This is a genomic window from Kitasatospora sp. NPDC054795 (assembly GCF_053611565.1).
In genome coordinates this window covers 26493-43593 of sequence record NZ_JBSHAP010000060.1, presented here as the reverse complement: position 1 = coordinate 43593, position 17101 = coordinate 26493, and the positions used below count along the sequence as shown (strand labels likewise).

Annotated in this window: 17 protein-coding genes; 10 read left to right on the top strand and 7 right to left on the bottom strand. The window is 73.4% G+C overall.

Annotation, left to right across the window (positions count from 1 at the left end; genetic code table 11):
* Positions 1-107: 107 nt before the first annotated feature.
* The 3 genes from ACWGJO_RS22155 to ACWGJO_RS22145 all read right to left on the bottom strand — a co-directional run bounded on the left by ACWGJO_RS22155 (position 108) and on the right by ACWGJO_RS22145 (position 4843).
* On the bottom strand, positions 108-1598 hold the full coding sequence (locus tag ACWGJO_RS22155; protein ID WP_452186115.1) for an FAD-dependent monooxygenase: 1491 nt from the start codon (positions 1596-1598) through the stop codon (positions 108-110).
* Between the two features lie 145 nt (positions 1599-1743).
* A complete protein-coding gene (paaN, locus tag ACWGJO_RS22150) occupies positions 1744-3444 on the bottom strand; it encodes a phenylacetic acid degradation protein PaaN (protein WP_452186113.1) in 1701 nt (566 codons plus the stop codon).
* Between the two features lie 160 nt (positions 3445-3604).
* Positions 3605-4843, bottom strand: coding sequence for a hypothetical protein (locus ACWGJO_RS22145; protein ID WP_452186111.1), 1239 nt, complete (start codon positions 4841-4843; stop codon positions 3605-3607).
* A 159-nt stretch (positions 4844-5002) separates the two neighbouring features.
* Between ACWGJO_RS22145 and ACWGJO_RS22140 the strand changes: the two genes are divergently transcribed.
* On the top strand, positions 5003-5587 hold the full coding sequence (locus tag ACWGJO_RS22140; protein WP_359905207.1) for a TetR/AcrR family transcriptional regulator: 585 nt from the start codon (positions 5003-5005) through the stop codon (positions 5585-5587).
* An 85-nt stretch (positions 5588-5672) separates the two neighbouring features.
* Here ACWGJO_RS22140 and ACWGJO_RS22135 read toward each other — a convergent pair whose 3' ends face one another.
* Complete coding sequence (locus tag ACWGJO_RS22135) at positions 5673-6119, bottom strand: Lrp/AsnC family transcriptional regulator (protein ID WP_452186109.1); 447 nt, start codon at positions 6117-6119, stop codon at positions 5673-5675.
* Positions 6120-6283: 164 nt separating this feature from the next.
* Between ACWGJO_RS22135 and ACWGJO_RS22130 the strand changes: the two genes are divergently transcribed.
* The 4 genes from ACWGJO_RS22130 (at position 6284) to ACWGJO_RS22115 (ending at position 11788) form a co-directional block, all read left to right on the top strand.
* Complete coding sequence (locus ACWGJO_RS22130) at positions 6284-7426, top strand: thiamine pyrophosphate-dependent dehydrogenase E1 component subunit alpha (protein ID WP_387694026.1); 1143 nt, start codon at positions 6284-6286, stop codon at positions 7424-7426.
* Between the two features lie 104 nt (positions 7427-7530).
* Positions 7531-8499, top strand: coding sequence for an alpha-ketoacid dehydrogenase subunit beta (locus ACWGJO_RS22125; protein WP_452186108.1), 969 nt, complete (start codon positions 7531-7533; stop codon positions 8497-8499).
* Positions 8499-9878 carry a dihydrolipoamide acetyltransferase family protein gene (locus tag ACWGJO_RS22120; RefSeq protein ID WP_452186128.1) on the top strand — a complete coding sequence of 460 codons (1380 nt, stop codon included), beginning with the start codon at positions 8499-8501 and terminating at the stop codon, positions 9876-9878. The genes ACWGJO_RS22125 and ACWGJO_RS22120 overlap by 1 nt, the downstream gene beginning before the upstream one ends.
* Positions 9879-10111: 233 nt before the next feature.
* On the top strand, positions 10112-11788 hold the full coding sequence (locus ACWGJO_RS22115; RefSeq protein WP_452186106.1) for a globin domain-containing protein: 1677 nt from the start codon (positions 10112-10114) through the stop codon (positions 11786-11788).
* Here ACWGJO_RS22115 and ACWGJO_RS22110 read toward each other — a convergent pair whose 3' ends face one another.
* Positions 11789-12358 carry an NUDIX domain-containing protein gene (locus ACWGJO_RS22110; protein WP_452186104.1) on the bottom strand — a complete coding sequence of 190 codons (570 nt, stop codon included), beginning with the start codon at positions 12356-12358 and terminating at the stop codon, positions 11789-11791.
* Positions 12359-12704: 346 nt separating this feature from the next.
* Here ACWGJO_RS22110 and ACWGJO_RS22105 point away from each other — a divergent pair, with 346 nt between their 5' ends.
* Both ACWGJO_RS22105 and ACWGJO_RS22100 read left to right on the top strand, forming a co-directional pair.
* Positions 12705-12872: a hypothetical protein gene (locus ACWGJO_RS22105; protein ID WP_452186102.1), complete on the top strand. Its 168-nt coding sequence runs from the start codon at positions 12705-12707 to the stop codon at positions 12870-12872.
* A gap of 196 nt (positions 12873-13068) precedes the next feature.
* Positions 13069-13494 (top strand): SsgA family sporulation/cell division regulator, encoded by a 426-nt coding sequence (locus ACWGJO_RS22100; RefSeq protein WP_387726507.1) that lies wholly within the window; start codon positions 13069-13071, stop codon positions 13492-13494.
* A 102-nt stretch (positions 13495-13596) separates the two neighbouring features.
* On the opposite strand, the gene ACWGJO_RS22095 is transcribed toward ACWGJO_RS22100, so the two are convergent.
* Positions 13597-13977: a phage holin family protein gene (locus tag ACWGJO_RS22095; protein WP_359905187.1), complete on the bottom strand. Its 381-nt coding sequence runs from the start codon at positions 13975-13977 to the stop codon at positions 13597-13599.
* Positions 13978-14097: 120 nt separating this feature from the next.
* On the opposite strand from ACWGJO_RS22095, the gene ACWGJO_RS22090 reads away from it, so the two are divergent.
* Positions 14098-14415 (top strand): cupin domain-containing protein, encoded by a 318-nt coding sequence (locus ACWGJO_RS22090; protein ID WP_387694046.1) that lies wholly within the window; start codon positions 14098-14100, stop codon positions 14413-14415.
* A gap of 26 nt (positions 14416-14441) precedes the next feature.
* Positions 14442-15113 carry a thiaminase II gene (gene tenA / locus ACWGJO_RS22085; RefSeq protein WP_452186100.1) on the top strand — a complete coding sequence of 224 codons (672 nt, stop codon included), beginning with the start codon at positions 14442-14444 and terminating at the stop codon, positions 15111-15113.
* Between the two features lie 93 nt (positions 15114-15206).
* Here the strand turns inward: tenA and ACWGJO_RS22080 are convergent, their stop codons facing one another.
* Complete coding sequence (locus tag ACWGJO_RS22080; RefSeq protein ID WP_452186098.1) at positions 15207-16478, bottom strand: hypothetical protein; 1272 nt, start codon at positions 16476-16478, stop codon at positions 15207-15209.
* A 278-nt stretch (positions 16479-16756) separates the two neighbouring features.
* On the opposite strand from ACWGJO_RS22080, the gene ACWGJO_RS22075 reads away from it, so the two are divergent.
* Positions 16757-16957 carry a DUF5326 family protein gene (locus ACWGJO_RS22075; protein ID WP_049653234.1) on the top strand — a complete coding sequence of 67 codons (201 nt, stop codon included), beginning with the start codon at positions 16757-16759 and terminating at the stop codon, positions 16955-16957.
* The last annotated feature ends 144 nt before the right edge of the window (positions 16958-17101 follow it).

The following is a 17101-nucleotide window of genomic DNA, read 5'->3' as shown; positions in this document are numbered from 1 at the left end:
TTTTATCGCCCGGGGGGGGGGGGGGGGGGGGGGGGGGGGCGGGGGGGGGGGGGGCGGGGCGGGGGGGGGGGGCCCGGCGCCCCCCGCCCCCCCCCCCCGCAGGACGGTCAGGCCGGGTTGCCCAGCCAGTCGGTGAGGGCGGTGCGGAGCTCGCCCTGGCCGGGGTCGACGGCGCCCCAGGCGACGTAGCCGTCCGGGCGGATCAGCAGGACGGTGTCACGCAGCTTGCCGTGCGGGTCGGCGGGGGCGGCGCAGACCACGCGGTCGGTCCAGGGCTCGGCGGCGGCCAGCTCGTCATTGCTGACCAGGACGAACTTCCCGGCGCGCAGCGCCTCGTAGAGCCGCTCCGGGGCGGCGGGGGCGCCCTCGACGGGCTTGCTCAGGGCGGTCAGCCGCAGGTCCGGGACGCGCTTGCCGACCTGCGGGTGGGCGTCCTTGGGGGCGGGGTAGGAGATGCCGATGCCGGAGACCAGCCTGGCGCCGCGCTCGGTGACCGGGTCGAGGTGGCCGCCCAGCGCGGTCAGCGCCCCGCGCAGGGCGCGGGTGGGGGCGGACTCGGCGAGCGCCAGCCGGATCAGCGCGCCGGAGGTGCGCAGCACCGTCCGGCCGACCGGGTGCCGCTCGGTCTGGTAGGTGTCCAGCAGGGCGTCGGTGGCGTGGCCCCGGAGCGCGGCGGCGAGCTTCCAGGACAGGTTGGCGGCGTCCTGGAGGCCGGTGTTCATGCCCTGGCCGCCGGCCGGGGAGTGGCAGTGCGCGGCGTCGCCGGCCAGGAAGACCCGGCCGGAGCGGTAGTTGGGGGCCTGTCGCTCGTCGCTGTGGAAGGTGGAGCTCCAGCGCACCTCGTGCAGGCCGTAGTCCTCGCCGAGGATGGCCCGGGTGAGGTCGGTGAGCTGCTCGGTGGTGGGGGTGGTGCCGTCCGGGTACCGCTCCTCGCGGTCCCAGGCGATGATCCGGAACCAGCCGTCGCCGAACGGGGCGATGAAGGCGAAGCCGGCCTGGTTGGCGCCGACGGTGATCGCCTGGGCGGGCTCGCGGTCCAGCCGGACGTCGGCCAGCACCACCGAGTCGACCACGGACTCCCCGGGGAACGGGATGCCCAGCAGGTCGCGGACGGTGGAGTGGACGCCGTCGGTGGCGACCGCGTACGCGGCGCGGTGGCTGTGCCCGTCCCGGGTCTCCAGCGTCACGCCCTCGGCGTCCTGGTGCAGCCCGGTGACCTCGGCGCCGCGCAGCACGGTCGCGCCGGCGTGCTCCGCGCGCTCCAGCAGCACCCGCTCGACGTTGTACTGCGGGGTGATCAGGACGAACGGGAAGCGGGTGGGCAGCGAGCCGAGGTCGATGCCGAAGCGGTCGAACATCCTCAGTTCGGCGAGCGGACGGCCGGTGGCGATCAGCTCCTCGGCCAGGCCCCGGGCGTCCAGCAGCTCCAGGCTGCGGGCGTGCACGGCGAAGGCCCGGGTGAGGTTGGACTCGGCGGCCCGCTTCTCCAGCACCGTGACGCCGACCCCGGCGGCGGCGAGGTCGCCGGCCAGCAGCAGTCCGGTCGGTCCGGCACCGACGATCAGGACGTCGGTTTCGGTCGTCGGCTTCACGGCCATGTATTCAGCTCCCGTTCCTCGGAGGGCGGTCGGACGCCGTTCCCGGCGTTCTCCCAGCCTCCATCATCGCGGGCGCCGTCGGGGCTGTGAACCGCCGGGTCCCGGCGGTGGGTGACCGCCGGGACCCGGGTGCGCGTCGAACGGCTCAGGCGTGCCGGCGGATCTCCACCGTGCGGAACCGGTTGGCGACGAACGCGCCGTCGCAGTAGGCCGCGTTGGCGGCCGGGTTGGCGCCGGTGCCGTGCAGGTCGGAGAAGGCGGCGGTCTGGTTGGGGTAGACCCCGCCGGTGAGGTTGAGCGAGAGCGAGACGCCGGAGTCCAGCGCGGCCTCGACCAGCAGCGCCTCCACCGCGGGCGAGGTGGTGTAGCCGGAGGCGGTCATGGCGCCCTTCTCGCGGACCGTCGTGCGCAGCAACTCGACGGCGGCGGCGGTGGATTCGACGGCGACGGCGAAGGAGACCGGGCCGAAGCACTCGCTGCGGAAGACCGCGCGGTCGTCCGGCTTGTCGGCGTCCAGCTTGACCAGAGCGGGGGTGCGGACGGTCGCGCCGGGGAAGTCCGGCGAGGTCACCGCGCGCGGGGCGAGGGCGAGTTCGCCGTACTCGCCGCCGGCCGCGGCGGCCGAGCGCTGGAGCACCCCGGGGTTGACCACGGCGCCGAGGATCGCCGCGGCGCGGGCGTCGTCGGACAGCAGGCCCTCGATGGCGCCGGCCAGGTCGGAGACCACCTGGTCGTAGGACTTGTCGCCCTGGTCGGTGGCGATGCCGCCGCGCGGGATCAGCACGTTCTGCGGGGTGGTGCACATCTGGCCGCTGTAGAGCGAGAGCGCGAAGGCCAGGTTGCCCAGCATGCCCTTGTAGTCGTCGGTGGAGTCGATCACCACCGCGTTGACGCCGGCCTTCTCGGTGTACACCTGCGCCTGCTTGGCGTGCTCCTCCAGCCAGTCGCCGAAGGCGGTGGAGCCGGTGTAGTCGATCAGCTTGATCGCCGGGTGGACGGCGAGCGTCTGGGCGACGGTGCCGCCCTCGTGCTCGGCGGCCAGGCAGACCAGATCGGCGTCGAAGCCGGCCTCGGCGAGCACCTCGCGGGCGATCCGCACGGTGAGTGCGAGCGGCAGCACGGCCCGCGGGTGCGGCTTGACCAGCACCGGGTTGCCGGTGGCCAGCGAGGCGAACAGGCCCGGGTAGCCGTTCCAGGTGGGGAAGGTGTTGCAGCCGATCAGCAGCGCGAGGCCGCGCGGGACGACGGTGAACTCCTTGGTCATCACCAGCGGGTCGCGCTTGCCCTGCGGCTTGGTCCAGCCGGCCTGCCGGGGCAGCCGGGTCTGCTCGGCGTAGGCGTAGGCGACGGCCTCCAGGCCGCGGTCCTGGGCGTGCGGGCCGCCGGCCTGGAAGGCCATGCCGTAGGCCTGGCCGGTGGTGTGCATGACGGCCTGGGCGAACTCGTGGGAGCGGGCGTTGATCCGGTGCAGGATCTCCAGGCAGACGGCGGCGCGCTCCAGCGGGGTCGCGGCGGCCCAGCCGGGGCGGGCGGCGGTGAGCGCGGCGATCAGCGCGTCCGGGGCGGCGTGCGGGTAGGTGATGCCCAGCTCGACGCCGTACGGGGAGGCCTCGCCGCCGACCTGGTCGCCGTCGGTGGGGTGGCCGTCGAGGGCGAAGGGCTTGCCGAGCAGGGCGTCGAAGGCGGCCTTGCCGTCCGCCGGGCCGCTCTCGCCGTAGGCCTTCGGGAACTCGGGGTAGGGCGACCAGTAGTCGCGCTCGGTGGCGGCGGTGAGCGCGGCGTCCAGGGTGGCCTGGTGGCGCTCGACCAGCTCGCTGACGAGGGGGTGGGTGACCGCTGCGGACATCTGTGCGCTCCTCGGAGGGCCTCGAAAAGCAGGACGGGACACGTCACAGAGTAACCGAACGATCGGTCGGCTCAAGGGGGTGCAGCGGGGGAATCCGGCGGGAACGCACAGGGGGCGCGTCCCTGGCGGACGCGCCCCCGTGGGCTCGGGTGATCCGGGTCTACGGCACGCCGAGCTCGAAGAGGATGTACCCGGCGTACCAGCCGGAGGCGACCGCCCCGGTCCCCAGGACGGTGGCCAGCACCGGCAGGCTCAGCTTGCGCATCGCCACCGCCAGCGCGATGAACAGCGGGAACACGGGCATCAGGTAGCGCGAGACGTTGCCGAAGATGCCGAGGCTGCCGAGCACCGAGACGATCGTGGCCAGCGTGTAGGCGGTCAGCACCAGCGGCGGGCGCAGCCGGACCAGCAGCACGATCAGCACCGGCAGGCTGAACACGATCAGGGTGGCGAGGAGGTCCGGCACCGGGAAGCCGTAGGGGTAGTCGCTGCGGCCCAGCATCACCCCGCGGATCGCGTGCCAGGTGCCCTGGCCCCAGTCGAAGTAGTGCATCCAGGCGTCCTGCTGGATCCGGAAGTAGCCGCCCCACTCGCCCGTCCGCCAGCCCACCCAGCCGACGTAGCCGAGCAGGCCGACCGGGGCCAGCACCATCGCGGTCAGCGGGCGCAGGACGCCGCTCTCCCGGCGGTACAGCTCGACGATCGCGGCCAGGCCGACGGCACCGATCAGGGCCGCGGAGGTGGGCCGGTTGAGCCCGGCGACCAGGGTGATCACCCCGGCCGCGATCCACTGCTTGGTCATCACGCAGTAGCAGGCCCAGGCGGCCAGCGCGACGAACAGCGAGTCCGAGTAGACGGCCCACTCGGCTCCCGACCCCGGGACGATCGCCCAGATGCCGGCCGCGATCACGCCCGAGCGCGCGTCTCCGGTGAGCTTCTCCACGACGGCGTAGATGCCGGCCGCGGCGAACAGCGAGGACACCACCGAGACGAGCATCCCGGCGCCGTACAGGCCGAGGCCGGTGGTCTCCGAGACCATCCGCATCAGGCCCGGGTAGAGCGGGAAGAAGGCGGCCGAGTTCTGCTCGATGGTGTAGCCGATCGGACCGTTGGGGATCGGTACGAGCGCCGGGTGGTAGCCGAACTGCGCCACCTGCTGGTACCACCAGCCGTCCCAGGTGGCCAGCACGTCCCAGGGGTTGGCGCCGCCGCCGAACCGGGCCGGCTTCTTGGCGTAGTCACCGGCGAAGGAGAGCAGCTTCATGAAGACGGTGAAGCCGATCAGCTTCAGCACCGCGTAGCACCACACGGCCGGTCCGTAGCGGACCACCAGGTGGCGGCCGCGTTCCTGCCAGGTGCGCCCGGTGTCCGCCGGCTCCTCGCTGCGCTGCTCTGGCATGTCGGAGGCGACTGCCGGTATTGCGTTCATCAGCCGTGGACCCCAGTGCTCTGGACGTGGACGGATCGTCCGGAGATTCTAGGGCCTGCTTTTCCGGGTTGGTGTGGACCAGTCGGACCCGATCGCGTAACGCGGGGGGCGGCCGGGGATACTCGGAGGATGGCCGATCACACCACGCGCACCGCCTACACCGTGGAGTCACTGCTCGCGGTGACCGTCGACGTGTTCAACGAGCGCGGCTACGACGGCACTTCCATGGAGGACCTGTCCCGGGCGGCCGGGATCTCCAAGTCATCCATCTACCACCACGTGCGCGGCAAGGAGGAACTGCTGCGGCTGGCGGTCGGGCGGGCGCTGGACGGGCTGTTCGCGATCCTGGTCGAGCCGGCCGCGGTCCGGGGCCCGGCGGTGGAGCGGCTGGAGCACGTGGTGCGGCGCACCGCAGAGGTGCTGCTGGAGGAACTGCCGTACGTGACGCTGCTGCTGCGGGTGCGCGGCAACACGGCCACCGAGCAGTGGGCGCTGGAGCGCCGGCGGGACTTCGACCACCAGGTGGCCGAGCTGCTGCGGGCGGCGGTCGCGGACGGCGCGCTGCGCGCGGACGTGGAGCCCAGGCTGGCCACCCGGCTGCTGTTCGGGATGATCAACTCGATCGTGGAGTGGTACCGGCCGGGGCTCAAGGCCGCCGACGGGGTCGCCGACGCGGTGGTCCACCTGGCCTTCGACGGGCTGCGGGCGCGCTGACCGGACCGGCCCGCCGCGGTGGGCCGACCGGTGGGCCGATCGGTGGGACCGGCGGGCCGGCCGGTCGGATCGGCGGCCCGACCGGTCAGATCGGCGGCACCTGGTCGGTCTCCTCGAAGACCAGCATGGTCCGGGTGCCGAGCACCTGGGGAATGGACTGGATGCTGCCCAGCACCAGCTCCCGCAGGGCCTGGGTGTCGGCGGTGTGCACCAGCAGCAGGACGTCGAAGTCCCCGCCGACCAGCGCGATGTGCGCCACCCCGGGCAGCTCCAGCAGCCGTTCGCGCACCGTCCGCCAGGAGTTCTGGACGATTTTCAGGGTGACGTACGCGGACGCGGTCTGACCGGCCCGTTCGTGGTCCACCCTGGCAGTGAAGCCGCGGATGATGCCGTCCTCGACCATTCTGGAGATCCGGGCGTACGCGTTGGCCCGGGACACGTGCACCCGCTCGGCCACCGAGCGGATGGAGGCGCGACCGTCCTGCTGCAGCAGCCGAAGGATCGACCGGTCGACCTGATCGAGTCTGGACATCTGTTCAGCAGACATGACCCCCCACCCCCACCGATTGGACACACTGCCACCAGTCGACCGCCGAACAGGCCGAATGTCCACCACCTTGTCACGCTTCTGGTCAAGATGAACAGACGACCGAACAATCGGTAGGGAGCCCCCGCCACCCCTGGAGGTGCCCCGAGATGACCGTTCTCGACCACAGACACCACACGAGCGTGCCCGGCTGGCTGCCCGGGGCCACCGCTCCGCGCACCGACCCGGCGCCCCTCCTCCCGGACCCGTCCCCCGTCCGGGCGCTCGGCACCCCGGCCATGGAGAAGTACGACCCGGCCCTGCTGCGCGAGCTCTACCGCCGGCTGGTCGTCGGCCGCCGCTACAACCAGCAGGCCACCACCCTGACCAAGCAGGGCAGGCTCGCCGTCTACCCGGCGTCCACCGGCCAGGAGGCCTGCCAGGTCGCCGCCGCGCTGGTGCTCGGCGAGCACGACTGGCTCTTCCCCAGCTACCGCGACACCCTCGCGGTGGTCTCCCGGGGCGTCGACCCGCTGGAGGCGCTGACCCTGCTGCGCGGCAGCGCCCACACCGGCTACGACCCGCGGGCCAGCCGCACCGCCCCGCTCTGCACCCCGCTCGCCACCCAGGCCCCGCACGCCGTCGGGCTGGCGCACGCCGCCCGGCTGCGCGGCGAGCCGGTGGTTGCGCTGGCGATGCTCGGCGACGGCGGCACCAGCGAGGGCGACTTCCACGAGGCGCTGAACTTCGCGGCCGTGCTCGGCGCCCCGGTGGTCTTCCTGGTGCAGAACAACGGCTACGCGATCTCCGTCCCGCTCAGCGCCCAGTCCGCCGCACCGAGCCTGGCCCACAAGGCCGTCGGCTACGGCATGGCGGGCCGGCTGGTGGACGGCAACGACGCGCCCGCCGTGCACTCGGTGCTGACCGAGGCGGTCGAGCGGGCCCGGGCCGGCGGCGGCCCGACTCTGGTCGAGGCGCTGACCTACCGGATCGACGCCCACACCAACGCCGACGACGCCACCCGCTACCGCACCGAGCCCGAGGTGGCCGCCTGGCGCGAGCACGACCCGATCCTGCTGATGGAGCGCGCGCTGCGCGGGCTCGGCGTGCTGGACGACCGGCTGGTGCGGGAGGCGGCCGACGAGGCCGAGGCGCTGGCGGCCCGGATGCGGGCCGAGTTCCACGCCGACCCGGCCCTGGACCCGATGGCGCTGTTCGCCCACGTCTTCGCCGAACCCACCCCACAGCTACGAGAGCAGGCAGCCCAGTTGGCCGAAGAGCTGGCCGCCGAGGCGGAGGTGGCGGACCGGTGAGCACCTCCCACCCGTCGCCCGCGCCCACCCTCGGCGGGGCCTCCCCCAGCCTCCGGCCGGGGGGACCCCCATCGCGGCGCCCCTCCGACGCCCGCCCGTCGAGCATGGCCCAGGCGCTCAACTCCGCGCTGCGGGACGCCATGCGCGAGGACCCGGCGGTGCACGTGCTCGGCGAGGACGTCGGCGCGCTCGGCGGCGTCTTCCGGATCACCGACGGGCTCACCGCCGAGTTCGGCCCGGAGCGCTGCCTGGACACCCCGCTGGCCGAGGCCGGCATCCTCGGCACCGCGATCGGCATGGCGATGTACGGGCTGCGCCCGGTCGTCGAGATGCAGTTCGACGCCTTCGCCTACCCGGCGCTGGAGCAGCTGTTCTCGCACGTCGCCAAGATGCGCAACCGCACGGCCGGCAGGCTGCCGCTGCCGATCACCGTCCGCATCCCGTACGGCGGCGGCATCGGAGGCGTCGAGCACCACAGCGACGCCTCCGAGGCGTACTACACCAGCACCCCCGGCCTGCACGTGGTCACGCCGGGGACGGTGGCCGACGCGTACGGGCTGCTGCGCGCCTCGATCGCCTCCGACGACCCGGTGGTCTTCCTGGAGCCCAAGCGGCTCTACTGGGGCAAGGCCGACTTCGACCCGGCGACGCCGGTCGAGCCGATCGGCCGGGCGGTGCTGCGGCGCACCGGCACCTCCGCCGTGCTGATCACCTACGGCCCCTCGCTGCCGGTCTGCCTGGAGGCGGCCGAGACGGCGAAGGCCGAGGGCTGGGACCTCGCGGTGCTGGACCTGCGCACCCTGGTGCCCTTCGACGACGAGACGGTCTGCCGGGTGGTGCGCTCGCTCGGCCGGGCCGTGGTGGTGCACGAGGCGAGCGGCTTCGGCGGCACCGGCGCGGAGATCGCCGCCCGGGTCACCGAGCGCTGCTTCCACCACCTGGCCGCGCCCGTGCTGCGGGTCACCGGCTTCGACATCCCGTACCCGCCGCCGATGCTGGAGCACCACCACCTGCCCGGGGTGGACCGGATCCTGGACGCGGTCGCCCGGCTCCAGTGGGAGGACCGAGGATGATGCCCGTCGTGCGCGAGTTCCGGCTGCCCGACCTCGGTGAGGGTCTCACCGGGGCGGAGGTGGTGCGCTGGATGGTCGAGGTCGGCGAGGTGATCGCCGTCGACCAGCCGGTGGTGGAGGTGGAGACCGCCAAGGCCGTGGTGGAGGTGCCCTGCCCGTACGGCGGGGTGGTCACCGCGCGGTACGGCGAGGTGGGCGAGGAGATCGCCGTGGGCGCGCCGCTGGTGACGGTCGCGGTGGGGCCGTCGTCGGGGAGCGGTCCGCTGGCTCCGGACGAGCCGGGCGTCGTCGCCGCTCCCGCGGCCTCCGAGGTGGAGCGGCCGCTGGTCGGGTTCGGCGTCGCCGAGCCGGGCCGGGGCGGGCGCCGGCGCCGGGTCGGGGGGCCGGCCGCGGTGCCGGCAGCGGTCGTGGCCGGTGGCGGTGTCGCTGCTGGTGCTCCGGCGGGTGCCGCTGCCGGTACGCCGGCGGGTGCTGTGGCCGGTGCGGTGGCCGTGCGGGCTCCGGCGGTGCCGACCGGGCCCGCGGTGGTGCCGGTGATCTCGCCGCTGGTGCGGCGGCTGGCCCGGGAGCAGGGGGTCGACCTGACCGCGCTCGCCGGGAGCGGGCCGGACGGACTGATCATGCGTGCGGACGTCGAACGGGCGGTCGCGGCCAGGGTGGCCGCTCCGGCGCCCGCCGGGCCGGCCGTGCGGGACGGTGTGGTCCCGCTGCGCGGACTGCGCAAGGCGGTGGCCGAGAAGCTGAGCCGCAGCCACCGGGAGATCCCGGCGGCGACCTGCTGGGTGGATGCGGATGCCACCGAACTCATGGCGCTGCGAAGGCAGTTGAACGCCACGCCGGGGCCGAAGGTGAGCGTGCTGGCGCTGCTGGCGCGGATCTGCACCGTCGCGCTGGCGCGCTTCCCGGAGCTCAACTCCTCGGTGACCGAGGATGGTTCGGGCATCGTCCGGCATCCGGCGGTGCACCTGGGCTTCGCCGCGCAGGGCGAGCGCGGGCTGGTCGTCCCGGTGGTCCGGGACGCGCAGAACCGCAGCACCGAACAACTCGGCGAGGAGCTGGCCCGGTTGACCGGGGCGGCGCGCGGCGGTGCGCTCACCCCGGCCGAACTGACGGGCGGAACCTTCACGTTGAACAACTACGGGGTGTTCGGCGTGGACGGCTCCACGCCGATCCTCAACCACCCGGAGGCGGCGATGCTCGGGGTCGGCCGGATCGTGGCCAAACCCTGGGTCCACCAGGGGGAGTTGGCGGTGCGCGAGGTGACCCAGCTGTCGTTCACCTTCGACCACCGGGTCTGCGACGGCGGGACGGCGGGCGGATTCCTGCGGTTCGTCGCCGACTGCGTGGAGCAGCCGGGGATGCTGCTGCGACAGCTCTGATCCCGGCCGCCGAAAGGGTGGGCACGGTCGCCCCGGGTGTGCGGATGGGCACCCAGGGCGACCGCGGACCGGGGAGAGTAGCGCGTCCCCGGCCCGGATGTCCGGGCTTCGCGCGATTCGTCGGAGGAGCGCTCCGGCCGTGCCACGCTGCCCTGGCGCCAGTAGGGACAAGCCGAGTGGTGGCGCAGCCGGCCGGAGGCGAAACGATTCTCTTGGGTACTCGAAACGTAGCGGTGAAGTCCCGCGGGACAGTCCTGGTCCGCACCGGACACGGCTCGGCGGGGGCCGCCTCCGTCCCGGGCCTGCCGACGGGCGCGTCCGGGCGCGCCCCGGCGCGGGAGGTGGCACGGGAGGTGGCCGTCCGGCCGCCGACGCCGCTGGGCCTGTCGGACCTGCCGGACCTGCCGGACCTGGCGGCCGCGGAGGCGCCGACGACGGTGCTGCCTCCGGTGTCGCTGCTGGAGCCCGTCCGGCCGGTGATTCCGGCCCGGCCGCCGCACCCCCCGGCCGTGCCCGCCACCGGCCCCGGTTCCGGCGCCGCGCCCGCCACCGGCCCCGTCCTCGCTCCGGACCCCACCCCCTTCCGCCCGCTGTTCGCCGACGCGCCCGGCCTCAACTGGGCCGGTCCGGGCGACCGGTGGAGCGAGGCCTGGGGCGTGCGGACCCCCGCCGGGCAGCTCCCGGCCGCACCGCCCGCCGCCGCTCTCCCGGCTGCCGGCCAGGACGGGACCGCCTGCCGACCGCCGCTCACCGGCCGGGAGGTCGCGCTGGTCCGGGCCGGCCTCGCCGCCGTCGAGCCGGACGCCGACCGGGCCACCGCGCACTTCTTCGCGCTGCTCTTCCTGCGCCACCCCGAGCTCCGCCCCTCCTTCCCCGCCGCCATGGACGTCCACCGCGACCGGCTGTTCCGCGTCCTGCTGGCCGTCGTGCGCGAGATCGACCAGCCGGTGGCCCTGCGCGCCACGCTGACCGGGCTCGGCCGAGACCACCGTCGGTACGGCACGCTGACCGGGCACGACGCCGCGGTGGAGGAGTGCCTGGTGGCGACGCTGGCCCGGTACGCGGGCGGCCACTGGGACGCCGAGGCCGAATCGGCCTGGCGCCGCGCCTACCGGATGATCTCCTCGGCCGTGATCGAGGCCGCCGAGGAGGACGCCCGCACCTCGCCGCCCTGGTGGCAGGGCGAGATCGTCCGGCACGATCGCCGCACCCGGGACGTCGCGGCGATCACCGTCCGCCCGGACCAGGCGTACCCGTTCCGGGCCGGGCAGTACGCCGCTCTGGAGACGCCCTGGTGGCCGAGGGTCTGGCGGCAGTACTCCTTCGCCGGTGCGCCCCGCCCGGACGGGCTGCTGACCTTCCACGTCAAGGCCGTCCAGGCGGGCTGGGTGAGCAACGCGCTGGTCCACCGGGCCGCGCCCGGGGACGTGCTGCGGCTCGGCCCGGCGGCTGGCTCGATGACCGTCGACCACACGGCGGGACCGGACCTGCTCTGCCTCGGCGGGGGCACCGGCATCGCGCCGATCCGTGCCCTGGTCGAGGAGGCGGTCGAGCACGGCGTGCCCGGCCGCCGGGTCGAGGTGTTCTACGGCGCCCGTCGGGCCGAGGAGCTGTACGCGCTGGGCGAGCTGCGCGAACTGGCAGCGCGCAACCGGTGGCTGACGGTCCGTCCGGTACTGTCCGGCGGCGCCCCGGCGGGTGTCCTGCTGCCCGGGGGTCTGCTGCCCGGCGGGCCGCTGACCGGCGAACTGCCCGAGGTGGTGAGCCGGTTCGGCCCGTGGACCGGGCGCGAGGCGGTGCTCAGCGGGCCTCCCGCGATGGTGCGCACGGGCGTCGGGGCACTGCTGCGGGCCGGGGTGCCGGCCGAGCGGATCCGGCACGACCCGGTCGGCGACCCGACCGCGGGTTGATCACCCGAGGTCGGGTGCGAGGAGCGCGCGGATGCCCTCGATGTTGGCCGCCAGGTACGCCCGCAGCCGGGGCGGGACCACGTTGACCGAGGTGACGCCCTCGCGGGTGAACGGCAGCCGGACCACCTCGTACTCGCCGTTGGGGTCGGTCACTTCGGGCCCGTGCCGCCGGCTGAGGTCCATCGAGGCGAGCCGGCAGACGAAGAAGTGCTGCACCTTGACCCCGTGCGGGTGCGGCAGGGTGCCGTCGTCGACGGCGGTCCCCCCGGCCGGTGGCTGGGGCAGGGTGTGGCTGATGGTGTCGACGAAGGCGGGCACCACGTCCACGACCTTGCCGCCGAGTTCCTCGTCCACCTCGCGGTGCAGCGCCTCGACCACCGTCCGGTCCTCGCGCTCGACCCCGCCGCCGGGGGTGATCCAGTACGGGTGCGGCGAGTCCGGCCGGACCCGCCGGATCAGCACGATCGACGCCGGGCCGTACGGATCGTCCGGGTCGAGCTCCAGCAGGATCGCCCGCGCGGTGCGCTTCACGACGGGGCGCGGTGGCGGAGTGCGGTTCTCGGGGCCCATGGCCACCTCCGGGACTGGCGCGTTGTGCGGGATTCTCCCGCGCCCGGGCGGGGGCGAAACCCGGGGAACAGGGCGAAACGCACCGGGAACGGGTCGAAACGCCGACCGGTCGGGTGCGTCCGTTCGGGGCCCCGCTGTGCTGCAATGAGCAGCTATCGGGCAAATCGGAGGTTTCGCTCCGCATGCCCGTTCTGGGCACGGACCTGTACGAGGGACTCGGGCTGGGGGTTGGGTGGCATGGATCGGAGCGCACGGCCTCTCGGGAAGACGCAGCCGTTCGGGAAGGCGCAGCCCCTGCGGGAATTCGCGGCCGTCCGAGCGGACGCGGCCGTTCGGGATCGCCCGGGTGCCCGGGATCGCGCGGGAGTCCGGGGCGGCCGTCCCGATCGCCATCGGCCCGGTGGTCGCCACCACGGCCCTGTCGCTCCCGGTCGGCCGGGCCGACCGGCTGGGGCCCGTCGCCCGTCAACTGCGGCGCGGGGTGGGGGCGATGAGCCCGGCGTTCATCTCCTGACATCACTTGGTCTGGACCAGCTCCGGCTCGTTCACCATTTGAAAAAGCACACCTTGTCCGCTACATCCCCAAACGGGACGATGATGATCGAACGTGGATTGGTTGCATAAACCGTCACAAAAACCGTCGAAAACATGTCCGGCCGCCATCGGACCAGCAGACCGACGGCGCGGGCAGAACGAGAGGTACTGGCGCCATGCAGCACAGCACAGTCCAGGGTCACCTGGTGATGAACCTCGTGGTCTCGCACGAGCTCTCCTTCCGCCTCCCGGTGGACCTGGCGTACGAGGCCGACGATCCGTACGCCGTCCGGCTCACCTTCCACCTCCCCGGAGACGCCCCGGTCACCTGGTACTTCGCGCGGGAGCTGCTGCTCGACGGGATCAGCGGGCCGGCGGGCGAGGGCGACGTGCACATCCGCCCGGTCGGCGAGGAGCTCTCGGAGGTCCGCATCGTGCTGCGCTCCCCCGACGGCGACGCCCTGCTGTGCGCGTCGTCCGCGCCGCTGATCGCCTTCCTGGCGCGCACCGACCGGCTGGTGCCGATGGGACAGGAGTTCACCGGGCGGGACATCGACGCCCAGCTCGCCGACCTGCTCAAGGGGCGTGAGAACGCGGGGTGAGCGGTCCGGCGCGGGCAGGCCGCGCGGCGAGAACGGCGAAGGGGCCCGTACCCGGTGGAACACCCGGGTGCGGGCCCCTTTCGGCTGTCCGCGCGCCGCCGGTCAGTCGTCGTCCAGGGCCAGGTGCAGGCCCCACGAGACCAGGCTGATGATCAGCGAACCGACCAGTGCGGAAACGAAGTTGGTCACATGGAAGTCCAGGCTCAGCTTCCCGGAGGCCCAGGAGGTGAGCAGGAGCATCAGGGCGTTGATCACGAAGGTGATCAGACCCAGCGTGAGGATGAACAGCGGGAGTGAGAACAGCTTGACCACCGGCTTGATCAGCCAGTTCACCACGCCGAACACGACGGCGACGCCGAGCACCGTCAGTGCCTTGTGCTGCCAGTCCGCGTTGCCCTCGGCGAGTTGGATGCCGCTGACGATCCAGGCGGCGACCCAGATGGCCGCCGCGTTGATCAGTGTCTTGATGACGAAACCCTTCATGCCGCCCAAGCCTGGCAGGTACCCCCGTCCCGGCGGAACCACCGGACGGCGGGGTGGTGTTGAATGCCCCTGGTCCGGGAGGTGGACGGACGGGCCCGAGAACGAGGGAGGACGGCGGCGGTGAAGATCTTCCGGCTGGACGGACTGGACGCCGAACGGGCGGCCAACGACGGTGCGTACCTGCGGTTCCTGCGCGAACCGCGGATGTCCGCCGGGCTGTACGCGCTCGCCCCCGGCGACACCGACACCCAGACCGCGCACGACCAGGACGAGATCTACCAGGTGATCAGCGGCCGGGCCGAGCTGACCGTCGGCGCCGAGACCGCCACGGTCGGTCGCGGCACCGTGGTGTACGTGCCGGCCGGCACCCCGCACCGGTTCCACCACATCACCGAGGAGCTGCGCGTCCTGGTGGTGTTCTCCCCGCCGGAGGACTGAGCGTCCTGCCGGTTAGGGTCGGCGTCATGAGCACCAAGACGCTGACCGAAGAACTCTGGGCGGCCATCGAGCCGGTGTACGCCGAGATCCTCGCCCACCCCTTCCTGGCCGGGCTCACCGACGGCACCCTGCCGCGCGCGGCCTTCCGCCACTTCGTCGTCCAGGACTCGCACTACCTGCGCGACTACGCCCGCGCGCTCGCCGTCTGCGCCGCCAAGGCGCCCGGCGAGCAGGACGTCCGGGCCTTCGCCGACGACGCGGTCGGCGCACTCGCCGCCGAGCAGGGCATGCACGCCGAGTTCCTGACCGCCTTCGGCGGCAGCGCCGAGGAGGCCGCCGCCGAGCCACTGCTGCCCACCACCCGGGCCTACACCAGCTACCTGCTGGCCACCGTCTACGGCGGCTCCTTCGCCGAGGCGGTCGGCGCGGTGCTGCCCTGCTACTGGATCTACGCCCGGGTCGGCGAGACGCTGCTCGCCCAGGGCTCGCCCGACCCGCTGTACGCCAAGTGGATCGCCACCTACGGCGACGAGGCCTTCCAGTCGGTGGTCCGCCGGGTGCTGGCGCTCACCGACCGGCTCGGTGAGGAGCTGTCCGCGGCCGAGCGCCGCAAGGTGGTCGAGCACTTCGTGACCACCTCGCGCTACGAGTGGATGTTCTGGGACGCCGCCTGGCGCGGAGAGCGCTGGCCGGTCTGAAGCCGCGCGGGTGCGTCCGCCGGTCGTCCGCCCGCCGTCCAGGTGCCGTACGGACGACGGGCGGGCGCTGCCGGGACGACGGGCGGTGCCGGGTCAGCCGGTGACGAAGTAGCCGGTCAGGTCGGCGACGACGTTCACCGGGCCGCCGTGGTTGAAGACCGAGTAGGTGCCCCCGCCGGTGACCCCGGTGGTCACCGAGTTGGCGACGGTCTGCCCGGGTTCGACGTTGACGGTGGAGGTGTTCGGCGGCTGGCCCCCGCCCGGGAACACCGTGAGGTGGCCGGAGTCGGTGACGTCGGTGACCGTGACGTTGGCCTCGACACCCAGCACGTTCGGGACGGAGCCGTCCGTGGGCACGGCCCGGACTGCGGTGGTCGCCCCCCGCTGGAGCTTGCCGCCGGCGACCCGGGTGTCGAGGTTGCGGACCGGTGTCCTGAGCGCGCTGAAGAGCGCGGTGCCGGACGGGCCGTAGTAGCCGACCACGTCCACGATCACGTGCACCCAGCCGGCGCGGTTGTAGATGTCGATCTTCCCGTCCGCCCCGACCGGCACCACGACCTGGTTCGCGACCGTCGATCCCACCGGGAAGTTGACGTTCGAGCCGTTGGCGGGCCGCTGCGTTCCGCTCGGGTACGCGGTCACGAAGCTGTCCCAGGAACCGTCCGTCGTGGTGACGTTGAGGACCACTGCCTTCGCGTCCGCGGTGCCCAGCTCCGGGCGGGCGACCTGGTACGTGCGCACCGCGTCGCCGCCGAGCCGGCCGGTGCCGTCGCTGCGGCTGTCGGCGATCCGGGTCGGGGCCAGCGGGCCGTACTTGTCGGTCGCCGCGGTCCGGTAGTAGCCGACCACGTCGAGCACGACGTCGGCGGTGCCCACGTTGTTGTAGACGGTGAGCCACGGGGCGGCGCGGCTGACCGGGCCGACCGCGACCGTCACCAGGTTCGAAACGGTCTGGCCGGCCTTGAAGTTGATGCTGGAGGTGGCGGGCCTGGTGCCGGGTGCACCGGCGGTGGGGCCGAGCGAGAGGTAGCTGTCGGCGGTCGGGTTGGTCACGGTCACGTTGACCACGACGGCCGTGACGTCGGTCGGAACGACGGACGTGCAGTCCCGCGGGGGGTGGCTGCGGCAGAACGTGGCGATCGGGGTCGTGAAGTACTGGCTCTCCTGGAGCGGCCGCACGGTGCGGATCTCCGGGACCTGGGTGTAGTCGCGGGTGTCCAGGATCCGGGTCGGGGACATCCCGACGAACCCGGCCGGTGCGGTGATGTCGGCGGCGGTGGTCGCGGCCGCCGGTGCCGCGCTCGCCGGGACCGCGGCGAGGGCCGCGACGGTCAGGTTGAGCGCCGCGAGAGCGGCTGTGGACATGGCTGTTCTGGCCCGCATGATCAGGTTCCCCCCTGGTCGATGGCACCGGACGGGCGTTCTCCCGGCACTGGTTGGACGCTTGGGAACGCCGGGGGTTGTACGCCGCCGGAGGAATTCTCGGGGGTCACCCGGGGGGTCGGGCTCGGGGTGATCTCGGGGTTCTCTCCGGGCCGTTGGGCCTCGTTCCGGCACTCGCGCCACCGTACGATCGAAGTACCGAAAGCAAGCGGGATGCGGCACCGGACGGCGGCCGACCCGAGGGGAGAAGAGGAACCGACATGGCTGAGCTCTGGAAGTCGCTGCCCTCCTGGGTGCGCAACATCGTCATCCCGGTGCTGGTCCTGGTGCTGGCCTGGAACATCGTCGCCTTCGTGTTCGGCGTCGTCGGCGCCCTGCTCTCGATCGTGATCAAGCTGCTGGTGGTGGTCGGCATCGCCGCCGCCGTGGTGGTCCTGGTGAAGAAGGCCGCCAAGAGCTGACCCACCACCCCGTAACGCCGCCCTGAGGCCCGGCCCCCACGAGAGGGGGGACCGGGCCTCGGCCGTTCTCCGGTGTCCGATCGGCTACTGGTTGCGGTAGTAGCCGAAGAGGTCGACGACGACGTCGGTCGTGCCGGCGTTGTC